The sequence below is a fragment of the Pseudomonas sp. TMW22090 genome (assembly GCF_022496665.1).
GTDB classification, from domain to species: domain Bacteria; phylum Pseudomonadota; class Gammaproteobacteria; order Pseudomonadales; family Pseudomonadaceae; genus Aquipseudomonas; species Aquipseudomonas gregormendelii.
This window is the reverse complement of sequence record NZ_SCFH01000013.1, coordinates 41707-57839: the sequence shown is the minus strand read 5'-3', so window position 1 is coordinate 57839 and position 16133 is coordinate 41707. Positions and strand designations below refer to the sequence as shown.

Below are 16133 nucleotides of genomic sequence, written 5' to 3'. Positions count from 1 at the left end.
CTGTTTGTTTTTATCTGTGACGAAATCGAACCCGACGCGCTTGTGGCGCAACGGAGTTAACAAGGCGGATAGCCCTGAGGTTTGCGCTGGTGCGCAGGAAGTCACAGTTAAAACGCGGCGCATTGTACACCTGTAACCCCCTGCTGCCAGACCCGCTGGATCAGCGTGTCATTTGCCGGGATTGCCTGTGTCCGCCCCGGCAGTGCCGGACGGCTGCAAAAATAGATTCAGACCTTTGCAGGTCTTCGACGGGGACGACAGGAAAATCGCCCCTCGGAGAGAGTTGGAGTTGGGTCACGGCGTTCATTGCGCCTCCTTGTTTTTATGCACCTGCACGGCAGGCATGGGGCGCATCTGATCCTGCTATGGAGGTTGAAACAAGCGGGATAGAGGGCTTGGGAATCCATGAGGTCCGGGTTAGCGGAAGGATTTCCTTACACCCGGCGGAAAATAGCTGAAGCACTGGGTAATTCGTCAAGATCTCGTTACAGCGTGTAACGACGGATTTCCAATCGACATGCTTTGGTGTCTTCGCTGGTGCCATCGCGAGCAAGCCCGGCTCCCACAGTGATATCCGCCGAACACAAATGCTGAGTCCACCTCCAATACCCTGTGGGAGCGGCGGTGCGACGTGGTCGCGAAGGCGGACTGCCAGGCGCCGCAGCATTTGAGCCAGACAAAAAAAAACGCCACCCCGAAGGATGGCGCTTTTCACTGACTGCTTACCGCTTGAAGCCTACCGCTGCTTCACTCCGGCTTGCGACGGCCAAAGCCCGGACGCTGACCCGAACCGGCCGGCGCACCACGGCGCTTGCCTGATGGCGCATCCTTGTCGACCAGGACAATGCCCGGACGCTTTTTCGCGACTGGTTTGGCTGGGCGCTTGGTGTCCGCTGGACGATCCGCCACTGGCGTACCACGACCGGCGGGAGCGCCGCGATCACTGCGACCCCCGGCTGGCGCGCCACGGCCTTCACCGCGCTCGGTACGGCCATTGGCCGGACGCGGCGTACGTGGACCGCGCTCGCCATCGGCGCGAGGAGCCGCCGGCTTGCGGGCCGGACGTTCGCCTTCGATGTGCGGCTCACGGGCCGGACGCGGGTTGGCAGCTGGAGCACCGGCGGCTGGACGCAGGGTCCGCACACGCTCGGTGGTGCCCATCGGACGCGACGACTTGCGCTGCATCCGCTCGAGCTTGTCTTTGCTCTTGGCGTTCATCTGCGGCATGGCCACAGGCGTCAGGCCAACCTCGGCACTGAGGATGTCGACTTCGTACTGGCTCATTTCGCGCCAGCGACCCATCGGCAGGTCGGAGTTGAGGAACACCGGACCGAAACGCACGCGTTTCAGGCGGCTGACCACCAGACCCTGGGATTCCCACAGACGACGAACTTCGCGGTTACGACCTTCCATCACCACGCAGTGGTACCAGTGGTTGAAGCCTTCGCCACCTGGCGCCTGCTTGATGTCGGTGAACTTGGCCGGGCCGTCTTCGAGGACAACCCCGGCTTTCAAGCGCTCGATCATCTCGTCATCCACTTCGCCACGCACACGTACCGCGTATTCACGGTCCATCTCGTAGGAAGGATGCATCAGGCGATTGGCCAGCTCACCGTCAGTGGTGAACATCAGCAAACCGGTGGTGTTGATGTCCAGGCGCCCGATGTTGATCCAGCGACCTTCTTTCGGGCGCGGCATCTTGTCGAAAACGGTTGGACGGCCTTCCGGGTCGTTGCGGGTGCAGATTTCACCGTCGGGCTTGTTGTACATGATCACGCGGCGAACCGACTCGGCGGCCTCTTCGCGCTTGATCACCTTGCCATCGATGGTGATGGCGTCATGCAGGTCGACGCGCTGACCAAGGGTGGCGTCTTTGCCATTGACTTTGATGCGGCCATGGCTGATCCAGGCTTCCACGTCACGGCGCGAGCCTACGCCGATACGGGCAAGGACCTTCTGCAGCTTTTCGCCTGCTGGGCCGATTTCCTGGTCGTCTTTCTGGTCGTTGATACTCATCTGGGCACCTCCCGGTGTGGTCTGTTCAGGAAGCGCTGATAAGGCGTCCTGAAGCGTTGTCTATCTGGTACTTGGGCGAAGGGATCGCCGAAGGGTCGCGAATCATACGCGCATGCGCGGATTTACGCATCAGAGACTAGCGCAGGCAGACCAGGTTATTTGCTTTTGCGCCGAGCGGTAGGGCCGAGCGCGATCAGGCGTAACGCGGCTTCGGCGAGCACGGTGCGCTTGTCGACCTTGTCGAGCTTCTTCCACGACTTGATCTCGCGCTTGCTGCGGCCGCAGCCGATGCAGATGTCGTCGGCGAATTTGCAGACGCTGATGCAGGGGTCTTTGGGTGAGCTCACTTGAGGCCTCAAAAATTAAAGTCAAAAGATCGCAGCCTGCGGCAGCTCCTACATGACCGGGTACAAATTGATACTGGTGGCAAACGCGGTCCTGTAGCTGCCGAAGGCTGCGATCCTGTAGGAGCTGCCGAAGGCTGCGATCTTTTGGCAGCACCTCAGTCTTCGAATTCGCGGCGTTCAGCTTCGATGGCTTCGGCCAGCGCGCGGGCTTCGGCTTCCTCGTCACTCAACTCAGGTTCGAGCTCCGGTTTGTGCTGTTCGAGAGCAGCGACGGCGGCCAGTAGTTTTTCGCGAGCTTCGGCAACGCCAAGCACATCGTCGTCCGGTTCCTCTTCGAGTGTGGCGTCAGGCTCGGCGTGAAGTTCAACTTCAATCGCAGGTTCCGGCTCAACCTCAACCTCAACTTCCATCTCAGGTTCAGGCTCAATCTCGGATTCAGATTCAGGCTGATCCGGCAGCTCTTCGGCATCAGTCACCGCACCATCGCGCAGAATGTCATCGAAATCGGTCTTGAGCCCCTCCTCCATGGTGTCCAGTTCCAGCAGCAAGGTATGGAAACTGGTTTCCTCCTTGGGCTCCTCCGGTTCGGCACTGGCGTCGGCCAGCTCTTGCAGGCTGGCAGGTACGGGGGCGTCGTCGAAGTCGAGCACCGGGTCGGGCTCCAACTCGCGCAGCTCTGCCAAGGGTGGCAGATCGTCCAGATTCTTCAGGTTGAAATGGTCGAGAAACGCCTTGGTGGTGGCGAACATCGCCGGTTTGCCGGGCACGTCGCGGTAGCCGACGATGCGGATCCACTCGCGCTCAAGCAGGGTCTTGACGATGTGGCTGTTGACCGCCACACCCCGCACGTCCTCGATTTCACCCCGGGTGATCGGCTGGCGATAGGCGATCAACGCCATGGTTTCGAGCATGGCCCGGGAATAGCGCTGCGGGCGCTCTTCCCACAGGCGCCCGACCCACGGCGAGAATTTTTCGCGGATTTGCAGGCGATAGCCGGAGGCGACTTCCTTGAGTTCGAAGGCACGACCATCACAGGACTTGGCCAGAATCGTCAGGGCCTTCTTGAAGACCGGTGGCTCCGGGCGCTCGGCCTCTTCGAAGAGTTCGAACAGACGTTCAAGCGATTGCGGTTTTCCCGAGGCCAACAGGAAGGCTTCAAGCAGTGGTGCCAGCTCGCGGGGTTCAGTCAGGTTCATGATTCAACTCGTTAATCGGCTCGGGCCCGCACGTGGATCGGCGCGAACGGCTCATTCTGCACCAGCTCGACCAGGGATTCCTTGACCAGTTCGAGGATCGCCATAAAGGTCACCACCACCCCCAGGCGCCCTTCCTCGGCGGTGAACAGCTCGACGAAGGGCACGAACCCGCCGCCCTTGAGCCGCTCCAGTACATCGCTCATGCGCTCGCGGGTGGACAAGGCTTCGCGACTGACCTGGTGACTTTCGAACATGTCGCCCCGGCGCAGCACCTCGGCCATGGACATCAGCAACTCCTCCAGGCTGACGTCCGGCACCAGCTTGCGCGCCCGCGCCTCGGGGGCATCGAGCCTGGGCACCACGACATCACGGCCAACCCGGCTCAGGCCATCGATGCCTTCGGCTGCGGCCTTGAACCTTTCATACTCCTGCAGGCGCCGGATCAGCTCGGCGCGGGGATCGTCTTCCTCGGCCTCGATCGACTCCGCCCGAGGCAAGAGCATTCGCGACTTGATCTCGGCCAGCATCGCGGCCATCACCAGGTATTCGGCCGCCAGCTCCAGGCGCACCGACTGCATCAACTCGACATAGCCCATGTACTGGCGGGTAATTTCCGCGACCGGAATGTCGAGAATGTTGATGTTCTGTTTGCGGATCAGGTACAGCAGCAAATCGAGGGGGCCTTCGAAGGCTTCCAGAAACACCTCGAGAGCATCCGGCGGAATGTACAGGTCCAGCGGCATTTCCATTACCGCCTGGCCATAGACCATGGCGAAAGGCAGCTCCTGCTGGGCGCCGGCCTGAGTGTCGACGGGCTCTACTGCCGACATCTAGGCTTCGGCCATGAACGGCGCAGGGTCGCCGCAGCCAACGCGGATCACTTCCGGCTCGCCATCGGCAAGACTGATCACGGTGGAGGCCTTGATCCCGCCGACGCCGCCGTCGATGATCAGGTCGACCTGATGCTCGAGCAGCTGGCGCATTTCGTACGGGTCGGTCAAGGGATCGGTGTCACCCGGCATGATCAGCGTCACGCTCATCAAGGGCTCGCCCAGCTCTGCGAGCAAGGCCAGGGCGATCGGATGACTCGGCACACGCAGGCCGATGGTGCGCTTTTTCGGGTGCAGTAACAGCCGCGGGACTTCCCGTGTCGCGTTGAGAATGAAAGTGTAGGGACCCGGAAGATGGGCCTTCAGCAGGCGAAATGTACCTGTATCAATCTTGGCGAACAGGCCCAATTGCGAAAGATCGCTGCAAATCAGCGCAAAATTGTGCTTTTCATCCAGTTGACGCAAGCGACGCACACGCTCAACCGCATTCTTGTCGCCAATCTGGCAACCAATGGCGTAGGACGAGTCCGTGGGGTAAATCACCACCCCGCCTCTGCGGATGATCTCGACCGCCTGTTTGATCAGGCGCGCTTGCGGGTTTTCCGGATGAATCTGGAAAAATTGACTCACATTCTCTACCTGTTCAGACGGCGGCAATAATTGGGTCATGTTTGAATCGACACCAAAGTGGCGGCAGATCCTCCGGAAGCGGGCGATATTCGCCGATCTCGGACCAGCCTCCAGGGCCATGGAAATCACTGCCGGCGCTGACCAGCAGACCGAACTCACGAGCAAGAATCGCCAAGCTGCCGACCTGTTCGGCGGGCTGATGGCCATTTACCACTTCTATGGCGTGGCCGCCTGCTTGAATATAGTCAGAAATCAGCCGACGACGCTTGCTGCGAGTGAAATCGTAGTGCCATGGGTGCGCCAGGCTGACCCAGGCTTTCGCCGCGCGAAGGGTTTCGACCGTTTCTTCCAGGGTCGGCCAATGCTGCTTGACGTCCCCCAGCTTGCCGGCACCCAGCCATTTGCGGAACGCCTCGGCGCGATCCTTGACGAAACCTTCGCGCACCATCCAGTCGGCAAAATGCGGACGGGCCGGCGCGTTGCCACTGTCGCCCAACTCCTGCTGGATGGCCCGTGCGCCTTCGAGGGCGCCCGGCATGCCCTTGAGCGCCAGCTTGCGGCTTATTTCCTCGGACCGTAACCAGCGGCCATCGTGCAATCGGGCGATGGCTTCGACCAGCGATGGCGCATTTACATCAAACCCGTAACCCAGCACATGAATGGTCGCGCCGCCCCAGATGCACGACAATTCGACGCCATTGACCAACTGCATGCCCAGCGCTGTGGCGGCCGTGCGGGCTTCATCCAGCCCTTCAAGGGTGTCGTGATCGGTCAAGGCCAGGACTCGCACGCCTTTCTCGAACGCACGCGCAACCAGAATCGCCGGTGCCAGGGCGCCATCGGAGGCCGTGCTATGGCAGTGCAGATCAACATTCACGGGGAAGTGTTACCTCAAATCAGCTGGCGCTATCGCGCGCCCATATGTTTGTTATTATGCCGCCACATCCTGCTTCTGGCTGCCACTGTGAAACAATTCATCGATTTCATCCCGCTTCTCCTGTTTTTCATCGTCTACAAACTTGATCCACGGGTCGTCGACATCGCCGGCCATGAATTGACTGTAGGCGGTATCTACAGCGCCACCGCGATGCTGATCATCAGCTCCCTGGTGGTCTACGGCGCCCTGTTCATCAGCCAGCGCAAGCTGGAGAAGAGCCAGTGGCTGACCCTTATCGCCTGCCTGGTGTTCGGCGGCATGACCCTGGCGTTTCATAGCGAAACCTTCCTGAAATGGAAGGCTCCGGTGGTCAACTGGTTGTTCGCCCTGGCGTTCATCGGCAGTCATTTCATCGGCGACCGCCTGCTGATCAAGCGCATCATGGGCCACGCGCTGACCCTGCCAGACCCGGTCTGGACTCGCCTGAACATCGCATGGATCGGCTTTTTCCTGTTCTGCGGTGCCGCCAACCTGTTTGTTGCGTTCACGTTCCAGAGCTACTGGGTCGACTTCAAGGTCTTCGGCAGCCTGGGCATGACGCTGTTGTTCCTGGTCGCACAGGGCATCTACCTGTCGCGCCACCTGCACGACACCGATACCACAACGCCAAAAACCGAGGACTGACATGCTTTACGCAATCATTGCCACAGACGTCGCCGACTCCCTGGAAGCTCGCCTGGCCGCGCGGCCTGCCCACCTTGAGCGCCTGCAACAGCTCAAGGGCGAAGGCCGAATCGTACTGGCCGGGCCGCACCCGGCGGTCGACAGCAATGATCCGGGCGCGGCAGGGTTCACCGGCAGCCTGATCGTCGCCGAGTTCGACTCCCTGAATGCCGCCCAGGCCTGGGCCGACGCCGACCCCTACATCGCCGCCGGCGTGTACGCCAACGTTTCGGTCAAGCCGTTCAAGCAAGTCCTGCCTTAGTTTGTCCCCCACGATGAACCTTCCCGGGTTCATCGTGTTCTCAATCGCTCATCCTTCCCGTTTACCTGCCGACAACCTGCCCAGTAACCGATTGGAATCAGGCGGGAGTTGCGCGGTTGGCCCTGCTGTGCGGTATCTTCGCCATCGGGGCAAGTCGAAAAACCTCGGCAATGGCTAAATTGAGTGATTCATGAGCGAGCTGTTATTAATTGATGATGACCAGGAGCTGTGTGAGCTCCTGTGCAGTTGGCTGGGCCAGGAAGGCTTTCAGGTCCGTGCCTGCCACGATGGCCAGAGTGCCCGCCGGGCCCTGACCGAAACGTCTCCCGCAGCGGTGGTGCTGGACGTCATGCTGCCGGACGGCAGCGGGCTGGAGTTGCTCAAGCAATTGCGCAGCGATCATCCGGACCTGCCGGTATTGATGCTCTCGGCCCGTGGCGAACCCCTGGACCGGATTCTTGGGCTGGAACTGGGTGCCGACGACTACCTGGCCAAACCCTGCGACCCTCGGGAACTGACCGCCCGCCTGCGCGCGGTGCTACGGCGCAGTCATCCGGCGGCGGTGTCCAGCCAGGTGGAACTGGGCGACCTGTGCTTCAGCCCGGCGCGAGGCGTGGTCAGCATCGACGAACAGGAGTTCACCCTCACGGTTTCCGAAAGCCGCCTGCTCGAAGCGCTGCTCAAGCAACCGGGCGAGCCGCTGGACAAACAGGAACTGGCGCAGATCGCCCTGGGCCGCAAACTGACTCTGTACGATCGCAGCCTGGACATGCACGTGAGCAACCTGCGCAAGAAGATCGGCCCCCACCCCGACGGCCGCCCGCGCATCATTGCGTTGCGCAGCCGTGGGTACTATTACAGCCTCTGAGCCCCCCTGCGATCGACATGAATCGCGCTCTCGGCAGCTCCTACGAGGCTCGATGAGATCGGGTGGTTACCTGGTTTGTCAGGCCGGGCCAAAATGCTCTTTACACAGGCTTTACGCTGCACTGACCGCCGCTTACCTTGATCTCGATAATCTGTACTCATCCGGAACGTACCGGGAACGAGACAAGGAGATTCACCATGCGCAAGACTCTTATCGCTCTGATGTTCGCCACCGCCCTGCCGACCGTTGCCATGGCGATGCCTGAAGGCGCCGGCCCGATGGGTGGTCCGATGGATGGCCCGCGCCACGGCGGTCAGATGCACGGCATGCACGGCAAAGGCCCCTACGGCCAACTTGACCTGAGCCGCGAACAGCGCGAGCAGATCCGCAAGATCATGGGCGAACAGATGCACGAGCGTAAGCAAGTGGTCGACAAGTACCTGGAGAAACTCTCCCCGGCCGACCAGAAAGCCATGAAAGATGAAATGGCCGCCAACCACAAGAAGGCCGAAGCGGACGTCCGCGCCCTGCTGAAACCGGATCAGCAGAAGCAATTCGACGAGATGCAGAAGAAAAAGGCTGAACGTCGCGCCGAATGGGCCGAGTTTAAGGCGTGGAAAGCGCAGCAACCGCAAAAAGCGCAATAATACGCTGACCAAAGACCCAACGGCCCCCACCGTTGGGTCCTGTTTTTTGTAGGAGCGAGCTTGCTCGCGAAAAACGTCAACGAAAACGCGGGGTATCAGACAGCCCACGTCGTACCTGCGTTTTTCGCGAGCAAGCTCGCTCCTACAGTATTAATTCGTGTCTGCTGAGGACTTTCTGTGCGTTCACTGTTCTGGCGTATCCTGGCCAGCTTCTGGCTGGCCATCGCTCTGGTTGCAGGGCTTTCCATACTGCTGGGGCACATGCTCAACCAGGACGCATGGATCCTCAGCCGCCACCCGGGCCTCAATACCCTGGCCGAACAGTGGACGCAAACCTTCGAAGCCCAGGGCGAAGAAGCCGCGCAAGACATCCTTGAACAGCGCAAACGCCAATACCACATCGACGTCCAGGTGCTTAACGAGAGCGGCGACCCGGTGGTTCGCGGCACCTTCCCGCGCCGCGCCGCAGCGTTCGAAGCACGCCAGAACGACGGTGATCGACGCCTGCCATGGCGGCGCCTGACCGACGAGTACACCAGCGAAAAAACCGGCAACACCTACTTGCTGATCTACCGCATCCCGCACCCGGAACTCGACTCCTGGCACCGCGAAAGCCTGCTGTGGCCTTTAAGTGCGCTAGGCATCGCGCTGGTGGTACTCACCCTGTTCAGCCTGTTCGTGACCCTGTCGATCACCCGCCCGCTCAGCCGGCTACGCGGGGCCGTGCATGACCTGGGGCAAACCACCTACCAACAGAACAGCCTGGTCAAACTGGCCAATCGCCGCGACGAATTCGGCGTACTGGCCAATGATTTCAACCGCATGGGCGCGCGCCTGCAAAGCCTGATCGGCAGCCAGCGGCAATTGCTGCGCGATGTGTCCCACGAACTGCGCTCGCCCCTCGCCCGACTGCGTATCGCCCTGGCGCTGGCCGAGCGGGCCAACCCGGAAGAACGGCAGAAACTCTGGCCGCGCCTGACCCGCGAGTGCGACCGTCTGGAGGCGCTGATCAGCGAAATCCTGGTCCTGGCGCGGGTCGATGCCGACAATGCCAGCGCCGAAGACGTTGATCTGCATGCGCTGCTGCAAACCCTGCAAAAAGATGCCCAGCTGAGCTCGCCGGAACAGCCCGTAAACCTGGAGATCGACTCGGCGCTCAGCCTCAAGGGCTGGCCAACGATGATTGAACGTGCGGTGGATAATCTGCTGCGCAACGCCCAACGGTTCAATCCGCCCGGGCAATCGATAGAAATGCGGGCGACCCGGCAGGGTGAGCGGATTGTGATCAGCGTGCGTGATCACGGCCCCGGCGTGGAGGCCGCGCATCTGAGTCAGCTGGGAGAACCGTTTTATCGGGCGCCCGGCCAGACTGCCGCGGGGCATGGCCTGGGTCTGGCGATTGCGCGCCGAGCGGCGGAGCGGCATGGCGGGAGTCTGGCGCTAAGCAATCATCCGCAAGGCGGGTTCATTGCCAGTCTCGAATTGCCGTTGGTGCCAGGGGCCGTGGTCCAGCCGTAGCGATAGCGGTGTTGTCGGAAAGATCGCAGCCTCGTTTCACTCGACAGCGCCTACAGAACGCGCCGTCTTTGAAACGGGGCTGCGATCTGTCGATGTTCAGCGCTTGCCCGGCCAGGCACTGACGAACTCATCAAGGTTCACTTTCTCCGCCACCCGCGGTTCTTTCTGCGGCGTCCCCAGGTAGAGAAACGCAATGACCTCCTCCCCCTCCGCCAGACCCAAGCCCTTGGCCACGTGGGGCGAATACGCCAGGTCGCCGGTGCGCCACACCGCGCCAATCCCTTGGGCATAGGCGGCCAGCAGGATGCCATGGGCCGCGCAACCCGCAGCCAGCAGCTGCTCGGATTTCGGATACTTCACGTGTTCCTGCAATCGCGCGATCACCACGACCACCAGCGGTGCCCGCAGCGGCCCGTTGCGCGCCTTGTCCACCGCGGCTTCAGACACTTCGCCGTCCTGCAGCTTCGCCGCTTCAGCCAGCAGCTCGCCCATCTGCTCCCGTGCAGCACCCTCGACGGTCAGAAACCGCCAAGGCTGCAAATGACCGTGGTCCGGTGCGCGCATGGCTGCGGCGAACAGGGCCTCACGCTGCTCGACGGTCGGTGCCGGGTCGAGCAGTCGGGGAACGGAAACACGGTTGAGCAAAGCGTCGAGAGCCTGCATCGGCCACCTCCAATGAAAAATGTTTGGCTATTCTAGCGGTAACTGCCGCAGGGATGCCGGTTTACATGCCCTGCCCCGCAGGTAGAATGGCGCCCTTCCCTATTCAGCCCGAGCGGACTTCATGGCGTTGCCGACCTTACGGATCATTGGTTTCATCATCGGCATCTTTCTGATCACCCTGGCCATCGCCATGGTCGTGCCCATGGCCACGCTGGTGATTTTCGACCGCACCAGCGACCTGCCGTCGTTCCTCTGGGCCAGCATGATCACCTTCGTCGCCGGCCTGGCGCTGGTCATCCCCGGTCGCCCCGAACACATACACCTGCGCCCGCGGGACATGTACCTGCTGACCGTCAGCAGCTGGTTGGTGGTGTGCATATTCGCCGCGCTGCCGTTCCTGCTGACCCAGCACATCAGCTACACCGACTCATTCTTTGAAAGCATGTCCGGCATCACCGCCACCGGGTCGACAGTGCTCAACGGCCTGGACAAGATGTCACCCGGGATCCTGATGTGGCGCTCGTTGCTGCACTGGATCGGCGGCATCGGCTTTATCGGCATGGCAGTGGCGATCCTGCCGTTGCTGCGCATCGGTGGCATGCGCCTGTTCCAGACCGAATCCTCGGACCGCTCCGAAAAAGTCATGCCCCGCTCGCACATGGTGGCGCGTCTTATTGTTGCAGCCTATGTCGGCATCACCATCCTCGGCAGCCTGGCCTTCTGGTGGGCCGGGATGAGCCCCTTCGATGCCATCAACCATGCGATGTCGGCCATTTCCACCGGGGGCTTCTCGACCTCCGACCTGTCCCTGGCCAAGTGGACACAGCCCGCTGTGCATTGGGTGGCGATCGTCATCATGATCCTCGGCAGCCTGCCATTCACCTTGTACGTGGCGACCCTGCGCGGCAACCGGCGGGCATTGATCAAGGATCAGCAGGTTCAGGGTCTGCTCGGGATGTTGCTGGTGACCTGGCTGGTGCTAGGCACCTGGTACTGGTGGACCACCCAGCTGCACTGGCTGGACGCTCTGCGCCACGTGGCGCTGAACGTGACCTCGGTGGTCACCACGACCGGATTTGCCCTGGGGGACTACAGCCTGTGGGGCAATTTCTCGCTGATGCTGTTTTTCTACCTGGGTTTTGTCGGTGGTTGCTCAGGCTCGACCGCTGGCGGGATCAAGATCTTTCGCTTTCAGGTCGCCTATATCCTGCTCAAGGCCAACCTTAACCAATTGATTCACCCGCGCGCAGTGATCAAGCAGAAGTACAACGGACACCGGCTCGACGAAGAGATCGTGCGGTCGATCCTGACCTTCTCATTCTTCTTTGCCATCACCATCTGCGTCATCGCCCTGCTGCTTTCGCTGCTGGGAGTGGACTGGATGACCGCGCTGACAGGCGCAGCCAGTACCGTATCCGGCGTCGGCCCGGGGCTGGGTGAGACCATTGGCCCGGCGGGCAACTTCGCGACGCTGCCCGACGCCGCCAAGTGGATCCTGTCGTTCGGCATGTTGCTGGGCCGACTGGAGATCATCACGGTGTTTGTGTTGTGTATTCCGGCATTTTGGCGTCACTGACCGGCCCAGGCGTGCCCGTCAACCGTGCCCGGTACTCTCCCGGCGTGGCGTCAAACCAGCGGCGGAACGCGCGGAAAAAGTTGCTGGGGTCGGCGAAACCCAACAGGTAGGCAATTTCCAGCAGGGTCATGCTGGGCTGGGCCAGGTACTGCTCGGCCATCTCGCGGCGAGTATCGTCGAGCAAGGCCTGGAAACTGGTGCCCTCTTCCTGTAACCGGCGCTGCAAGGTGCGCTGCGACAGGTGCAGCGTCTGCGCCACGGTGTCGCGCTTGGGTTCACCCTGCGGCAGCAGCCGGCACAACACCTGACGCGCCTTGTGGGTCACACGACTTTCGGAAAACCGCGCCAGGTACTCGCCGGCAAACCGGTCATGCAACGCCGCCATCGCTTCATTGGCCGTAGGCAGCGGCGCCTCCATGTCGGCGCGCTCGAAAATCAGCGCGTCATAGGGCGCGCTGAATACCAGTGGGGCGTGGAATGTTTGGGTGTAGGGCTCAAGGTTGACGGGGTGCTCACCCTGGAACATCACCTTGCGGGGTTGCAGGGTTCGCCCGGTCAGCCAGTTGCACAGCCCCAGGGCGCAGGCCAGGGAAGCCTCGGCGCTTTGCCGGGTCGGCGGCAGATGGTCGCCATGCACCGTCAGGATCAGCGCATAACCCTCGTCCAGCAGGCGGAAACTCAGGTCGGCACTTTCGGCGATGATCCGTTGATAACGCACCAACCGCTGAAAACCTTCAACCAGGGTCTGGCTCGACATCAAGGCGTAGCCCGCCACATGAAAGGATGCCGGCCGCACCACTTTGCCCATGTTCAGGCCGATCGCCGGGTTACCCGACAGCTCGACCGCGCGTTGCCACAGTCGTGTCATGGAGTCCTGGGTAAAGCGCCCGTCCGGGTCGGTCAGGGCCGCGTAGTCCAGCCCTAGCTGCCTGAACAGGACCCGACAATCCAGGCCGTCCATTTCCAGTGCCTTGACAATCCCCATCGCCCAGCTTGCAGAAGTCGTTCTTTCGCTCATGGCGTTTACTGTCTTGGTGAGCCGTCTACGGCCGCAGGTTTACCGAAGGATACTAAAGTGGCGCCTATTGTCACTGGCTGATGCCAATGATCACTCTAGACTTAAATAGGCTACCCGCAGAACAACTTGGCGCCAGAACAATAACCACAGAGACCGTTGTCGTGGAAAACATCAAACGTTTCAACAGCTTCGCCGAGTTCTACCCGTATTACCTCAGCGAGCACAGCGACAGTACTTGCCGACGATTGCACTTCATTGGCACCACCCTGGTTATTTTCATTCTGGCCATGGCCATCGGCAAAGGCGCCTGGCTATTACTGTTGTGCCTGCCCCTGGCCGGTTACAGCTTCGCCTGGGCCGGGCATTTCTTTTTCGAGAAAAATCGTCCCGCGACCTTCCAGCATCCGTTTTACAGCCTGCTCGGCGATTTTGTCATGTACCGCGACATGATCCTGGGTCGCGTGCCGTTCTAGGAATCTCCCGCTACTCGAGGACAGTCGATGAATGCCAATGCCCGCTTCACCCACATGCAAGACGGCACCCAGGAAGACTGGGCAATCATCGCTGCCGACTTCAGCGCCTACGCCAGGCAGTTACCAAAGCGGATCGTGTCCCACCTGACGTTGCTCGAGGGTGACTTCGGTGGTTTTCCCGTGGATCGCCTGACCCACTCCCTGCAAACCGCAACACGTGCCTGGCGCGACGGCCGTGATGAAGAGTATGTGGTGTGTGCGCTGTTGCATGACATTGGCGATACGCTGGGCTCCTACAATCATCCGGACATTGCTGCGGCGATCCTCAAGCCATTCGTCAGCGCCGAGAATTTGTGGATGGTGGAAAAGCACGGGATTTTCCAGGGTTACTACTTTTTTCATCACTTGGGTATGGATCGGCATCTGCGCGAGCAATTCAGTGGTCATCCGCAGTACCAGGCGACCATTGAGTTCTGTGCCAAATATGATGCGGCGGCGTTTGACCCCGCCTACGAAACGCTGCCGCTGAGCTTCTTCGAGCCGATGATGGAGCGCCTGTTTGCGCAGCCGAAGAACTCGATCTACAAGGCGGCGATGCAGGAGCACTCACCAGCCTAGAATCAAAAGATCGTCCGATCGCGGCCCGAGCCTTCGGCAGCTCCTCCACCTGCGTCCCACCGTAGGAGCTGCCGAAGGCTGCGATCTTTTGATCTTTTGATCTCAGGCAGGCTCACCCACCTTCTGCGCCGTCATCTGCTCTTTGCGCGCCTGTGCGTCCGCCAATCGATACAACTCGATCGAGCCGTCCCAGTGCTCTATCAGCGCCGTGCACGACTCCACCCAATCCCCGCAGTTCAGGTAATCCACGCCGCCCACCCGGCGGATTTCGGCATGGTGAATGTGCCCGCACACTACGCCGTGCAACTCGCGCTTCACGCACTCGTGGGCGATAGCCTCCTCGAAATCACTGATAAAGCTGACTGCGGTTTTCACCTTGTGCTTGAGGTAGGCCGACAGCGACCAGTACCCATATCCATAGCGGGCGCGCCAGTGATTCAGCCAGCGGTTGAGCGTCAGGGTAAATTCGTAGGCCGAGTCCCCGAGAAACGCCAGCCAGCGGTGGTAGCGGGTGATCACATCAAACTGGTCGCCGTGGATCACCAGTAGATGCCGGCCATCCGCCGTGACGTGCACCGCCTCGTCGACCAACTGGATATTGCCCAGGATCAACTTCGAGTAACGGCGCAGGAATTCATCGTGGTTGCCCGTCACGTAGATCACCTCGGTGCCGCGCTTGCTCATGGTCAGCAGGCGGCGAATGACGTTGGTGTGCGCCTGGGGCCAGTACATGCCGCTACGCAGCTTCCAGCCATCGATGATGTCGCCGACCAGGTAGACCTTGTCTGCGTGGTAACCCTTGAGAAATGTGCTCAGGTGCTCGGCCTGGCAGTCCCGGGTGCCCAGATGCACGTCGGAAATCCACAAGGTCCGCACCCGCTGCTTGCGACCGGGTCTGGCGAGCTCGGCACTGGTCATTAGCAACGCTCCACGATGGTTTGGACAACTGTGCGCCGGGCGGGTGAATCGCCCATGACAATGACGCGTCAGTCCTGTGACAACGCCGGGCGGCCAACGCGGTGTAGAATGCCCACCTTGCCCGGGAGACCTGCGATGAGACCGATCCTCACGCTCCGCCAGTACACCAAGGACCTGATCATCCACAGCCACGACCATGCGCAGTTGGTGTTCGGGTTGTCGGGTGCGCTGGATTTCGAGGTGGGCGGGCATGGCAGCCAGGTGATCCAGCAGAGTTTTGTGGTGGTGCCTTCCGGTTTTCATCACGCCTGCAACAGTGCCAATGGCAGCCGTTGCCTGGTGCTGGATATACCGAGCGATCAATGGGTGATGCAGTCCCTGGGTGAGCATGCCGACGCCAGCCGACGCCTGCTCGACAGCGCTGCACGCCTGCCCCTCGATGCCGGGCAGAGCCAATTGGTGAGCTGGCTGGCGGGCAGCCAGGTCGACGACCCGCTGATTGCGCAACAAGGTGCCGTGCTGTTGCTGGCCAGTCTCAATAACGTCAAACCCGAGGTCATGGGGGGGCGTCGCCTGCCCTACGCGGCGTTGAATGCGCACATCGACCAGCACGCGGCCTATCCCCTGCAGGTCGCTGACCTCGCCCGCATCGCCGACTTGTCCAGCGCCCGCCTGCATGCCCGCTTCGTCGCCGAATGCGGGCAGACGCCGATGGATTACATCCGCAGCCGCCGCCTGCACCGGGCTGTCGAGCTGTTGCGCGACACCGTGCTGCCCATCGGCGAAATCGCCAGCCGGGTCGGCTACAGCTCGCAAAGTGCGTTCGCCGCAGCAGTGTTGCGCGAGTTCGGCGCTTCTCCGGGAAAACTGCGACGCGAGGGCGGCGACAAAAGACGCTAGTCTCGCGACAGACGCATACGGCTTCCCCACGGTCTACTGTAGGAGCTGCCGAA

18 protein-coding genes are annotated in these 16133 nt (G+C 61.2%); 9 read left to right on the top strand and 9 right to left on the bottom strand.

Going from position 1 to position 16133, the window contains the following annotated elements; translation table 11 throughout:
• Positions 1–747: 747 nt before the first annotated feature.
• From rluB to EQV97_RS27330, 6 genes are all read right to left on the bottom strand, one after another.
• The gene (gene rluB / locus EQV97_RS27355; RefSeq protein ID WP_122837921.1) at positions 748–2016 is read right to left on the bottom strand and encodes a 23S rRNA pseudouridine(2605) synthase RluB; all 1269 of its coding nucleotides are present in this window, start codon (positions 2014–2016) and stop codon (positions 748–750) included.
• Between the two features lie 155 nt (positions 2017–2171).
• Positions 2172–2363: a DUF1289 domain-containing protein gene (locus EQV97_RS27350; RefSeq protein ID WP_122837920.1), complete on the bottom strand. Its 192-nt coding sequence runs from the start codon at positions 2361–2363 to the stop codon at positions 2172–2174.
• Positions 2364–2518: 155 nt separating this feature from the next.
• Positions 2519–3559 (bottom strand): SMC-Scp complex subunit ScpB, encoded by a 1041-nt coding sequence (scpB, locus tag EQV97_RS27345; protein ID WP_240890443.1) that lies wholly within the window; start codon positions 3557–3559, stop codon positions 2519–2521.
• Positions 3560–3570: 11 nt separating this feature from the next.
• Positions 3571–4329 carry a ScpA family protein gene (locus EQV97_RS27340; RefSeq protein WP_225569206.1) on the bottom strand — a complete coding sequence of 253 codons (759 nt, stop codon included), beginning with the start codon at positions 4327–4329 and terminating at the stop codon, positions 3571–3573.
• Between the two features lie 60 nt (positions 4330–4389).
• Complete coding sequence (locus tag EQV97_RS27335; protein ID WP_240890442.1) at positions 4390–5019, bottom strand: L-threonylcarbamoyladenylate synthase; 630 nt, start codon at positions 5017–5019, stop codon at positions 4390–4392.
• A 13-nt stretch (positions 5020–5032) separates the two neighbouring features.
• A complete protein-coding gene (locus EQV97_RS27330) occupies positions 5033–5896 on the bottom strand; it encodes a PHP domain-containing protein (RefSeq protein WP_240890441.1) in 864 nt (287 codons plus the stop codon).
• A gap of 87 nt (positions 5897–5983) precedes the next feature.
• Between EQV97_RS27330 and EQV97_RS27325 the strand changes: the two genes are divergently transcribed.
• The 5 genes from EQV97_RS27325 (at position 5984) to EQV97_RS27305 (ending at position 9914) form a co-directional block, all read left to right on the top strand.
• Entirely contained in the window at positions 5984–6580 is a 597-nt protein-coding gene (locus tag EQV97_RS27325; protein ID WP_122838617.1) for a septation protein A, read from the top strand.
• 1 nt (position 6581) lies between these two features.
• The gene (locus EQV97_RS27320; protein WP_240890440.1) at positions 6582–6881 is read left to right on the top strand and encodes a YciI family protein; all 300 of its coding nucleotides are present in this window, start codon (positions 6582–6584) and stop codon (positions 6879–6881) included.
• 190 nt (positions 6882–7071) lie between these two features.
• Positions 7072–7749: a response regulator transcription factor gene (locus tag EQV97_RS27315; protein ID WP_122837916.1), complete on the top strand. Its 678-nt coding sequence runs from the start codon at positions 7072–7074 to the stop codon at positions 7747–7749.
• Between the two features lie 197 nt (positions 7750–7946).
• On the top strand, positions 7947–8396 hold the full coding sequence (locus EQV97_RS27310; RefSeq protein WP_122837915.1) for an LTXXQ domain protein: 450 nt from the start codon (positions 7947–7949) through the stop codon (positions 8394–8396).
• Positions 8397–8573: 177 nt separating this feature from the next.
• Positions 8574–9914 (top strand): HAMP domain-containing sensor histidine kinase, encoded by a 1341-nt coding sequence (locus EQV97_RS27305; RefSeq protein WP_122837914.1) that lies wholly within the window; start codon positions 8574–8576, stop codon positions 9912–9914.
• Positions 9915–10010: 96 nt separating this feature from the next.
• Here EQV97_RS27305 and EQV97_RS27300 read toward each other — a convergent pair whose 3' ends face one another.
• Positions 10011–10577, bottom strand: coding sequence for an NAD(P)H nitroreductase (locus tag EQV97_RS27300; protein WP_240890439.1), 567 nt, complete (start codon positions 10575–10577; stop codon positions 10011–10013).
• Between the two features lie 121 nt (positions 10578–10698).
• Between EQV97_RS27300 and EQV97_RS27295 the strand changes: the two genes are divergently transcribed.
• Positions 10699–12153 carry a TrkH family potassium uptake protein gene (locus EQV97_RS27295; RefSeq protein WP_122837912.1) on the top strand — a complete coding sequence of 485 codons (1455 nt, stop codon included), beginning with the start codon at positions 10699–10701 and terminating at the stop codon, positions 12151–12153.
• On the opposite strand, the gene EQV97_RS27290 is transcribed toward EQV97_RS27295, so the two are convergent.
• Positions 12110–13171: an AraC family transcriptional regulator gene (locus EQV97_RS27290; protein ID WP_122837911.1), complete on the bottom strand. Its 1062-nt coding sequence runs from the start codon at positions 13169–13171 to the stop codon at positions 12110–12112. The two genes, EQV97_RS27295 and EQV97_RS27290, sit on opposite strands and share 44 nt — an antisense overlap.
• 161 nt (positions 13172–13332) lie before the next feature.
• Between EQV97_RS27290 and EQV97_RS27285 the strand changes: the two genes are divergently transcribed.
• A complete protein-coding gene (locus EQV97_RS27285; RefSeq protein WP_122837910.1) occupies positions 13333–13644 on the top strand; it encodes a DUF962 domain-containing protein in 312 nt (103 codons plus the stop codon).
• 27 nt (positions 13645–13671) lie between these two features.
• Positions 13672–14262, top strand: a complete 591-nt coding sequence (locus tag EQV97_RS27280; protein ID WP_122837909.1) for an HD domain-containing protein — start codon at positions 13672–13674, stop codon at positions 14260–14262.
• A gap of 102 nt (positions 14263–14364) precedes the next feature.
• Here the strand turns inward: EQV97_RS27280 and EQV97_RS27275 are convergent, their stop codons facing one another.
• A complete protein-coding gene (locus EQV97_RS27275) occupies positions 14365–15180 on the bottom strand; it encodes a UDP-2,3-diacylglucosamine diphosphatase (protein WP_122837908.1) in 816 nt (271 codons plus the stop codon).
• Positions 15181–15315: 135 nt separating this feature from the next.
• Between EQV97_RS27275 and EQV97_RS27270 the strand changes: the two genes are divergently transcribed.
• Positions 15316–16080: a helix-turn-helix domain-containing protein gene (locus EQV97_RS27270; protein ID WP_122837907.1), complete on the top strand. Its 765-nt coding sequence runs from the start codon at positions 15316–15318 to the stop codon at positions 16078–16080.
• Positions 16081–16133: the final 53 nt, after the last annotated feature.